The 1,736-nt window shown below is 63.5% G+C and carries 4 protein-coding genes; all 4 read right to left on the reverse strand.

Going from position 1 to position 1,736, the window contains the following annotated elements; translation table 11 throughout:
• Positions 1 to 169 (reverse strand): 50S ribosomal protein L23 (gene rplW / locus HC022_RS25865; protein WP_167454295.1); only part of this gene is annotated, 169 nt, incomplete at its 3' end.
• Positions 166 to 783, reverse strand: a complete 618-nt coding sequence (gene rplD / locus HC022_RS25870) for a 50S ribosomal protein L4 (protein WP_008883215.1) — start codon at positions 781 to 783, stop codon at positions 166 to 168. The genes rplD and rplW, both read right to left, overlap by 4 nt.
• Entirely contained in the window at positions 780 to 1,622 is an 843-nt protein-coding gene (gene rplC, locus HC022_RS25875; protein WP_008882983.1) for a 50S ribosomal protein L3, read from the reverse strand. The genes rplD and rplC overlap by 4 nt, the downstream gene beginning before the upstream one ends.
• Positions 1,623 to 1,636: 14 nt before the next feature.
• Positions 1,637 to 1,736 (reverse strand): uS10/mL48 family ribosomal protein (locus tag HC022_RS25880; protein WP_217704118.1); only part of this gene is annotated, 100 nt, incomplete at its 5' end.

A 1,736-nucleotide genomic window follows, 5' to 3' on the forward strand; every position in this document is an offset into this window, starting at 1 on the left:
CGGCCTTGACCTTGACCCCGAAGAGCGCCTCGACGGCCTCTTTCACCTGGGGTTTCGTCGCGTCGATCGACACCTCGAAGACAACCGCGCCGTTCTCGGACGCCATGGTCGACTTCTCGGTGATGATCGGCTTGCGGATCACGTCGTAATGTTCGGGCTTCGCACTCATTTCAGTCGAGCCTCCAGAGCTTCGACACCCGCCTTCGTGAGCACCAGGGTGTCACGCTTGAGGATGTCATACACGTTCGCACCCATGCTGGGCAGCACGTCCAGACCGTCGATGTTGGCAGCGGCCTTGGCGAATGCCTCGTTCACTGCGGCGCCATCGATGATCAGCGCGCGCTTCCAGCCCAGGCTCTTCACCTGTGCTGCCAGCGCCTTGGTCTTGCCTTCCGAGTCGGCTGTGTCGATCACCACGAGGGCGCCGGACTTCGCCTTGGCCGAGAGGGCCATCTTCAGGCCGAGCGCACGAACCTTCTTGGGAAGGTCATGGGCGTGGCTGCGCGGGGTCGGGCCCTTGTAGATGCCACCCTTGCGGAAGATCGGCGCCTTGCGGGAGCCGTGGCGTGCGCCACCGGTGCCCTTCTGGCGGTAGATCTTCTTGGTCGAGTAGCTGACTTCCGAGCGGGTCTTGACCTTGTGGGTACCGGCCTGCGCCTTGTTGCGCTGCCAGCGGACCACACGGTGCAGGATGTCGGCGCGCGGCTCGAGATCGAAGATCTCGTCCGTCAGCTCGACTTCGCCCGCGGCGGTGCCGTCGAGTTTGATCACGTCGAGTTTCATTCGTCGCCTTCCTTCTTCTCGGCCTGGATCTCGGCCTCGGCTGCTTTCAGCGCGGCTTCTTCCTGGGCGGCCTGCTCTGCTGCCGCGGCGGCTGCTGCTGCAGCTTCCTCGGCGGCTGCGGCTGCGGCAGCTTCCTCGGCGGCTTTGGCGGCTTCTTCAGCGGCGGACTTCAGGGCTGCCGGCAGAATGGCGTTCTCGGGGAACGGCTTCTTGACGGCGTCCTTGATGGTGACCCAGCCACCCTTCGAACCCGGGACGGCGCCCTTGATCATGATGATGCCGCGGTCGGCATCGGTCTTCACGACCTGAAGGTTCTGGGTGGTGACACGGACGGCACCCATGTGGCCTGCCATCTTCTTGCCTTTGAAGACCTTGCCCGGATCCTGACACTGGCCGGTCGAACCGTGCGAACGGTGCGAGATCGACACACCGTGCGAGGCACGCAGACCACCGAAGTTGTGCCGCTTCATGGCACCCGCGAAGCCCTTACCGATGGTCGTGCCGGACACGTCCACGAACTGGCCTTCGAAGTAGTGGTCGGCGGTGATTTCCTCACCGACTCTGATCAGGTTCTCAGCGTCGACGCGGAATTCCGCGATCTTCCGCTTCGGTTCCACCTTAGCGACGGCGAAGTGGCCGCGCATCGGATTCGAGACGTTCTTGGCCTTGATCGAACCGGCGCCGAGCTGAACGGCGGTGTAGCCGTCCTTGTCAGCGGTCCGCTGGGCCACGACCTGACATCCGTCGAGTTGGAGAACGGTCACAGGGATCTGCTTGCCGTCTTCCATGAACAGCCGGGTCATGCCGACTTTCTTTGCGATAACTCCAGAGCGCAACATCTACGGAGTCCTCCTTACACCTTGATCTCGACATCCACGCCGGCGGCGAGGTCGAGCTTCATGAGCGCGTCCACCGTCTGCGGGGTCGGATCGACGATGTCCAGGAGCCGCTTG

Origin of the sequence: Salipiger sp. HF18 (genome assembly GCF_011806505.1) — a bacterium.
GTDB lineage: Bacteria > Pseudomonadota > Alphaproteobacteria > Rhodobacterales > Rhodobacteraceae > Salipiger > Salipiger thiooxidans.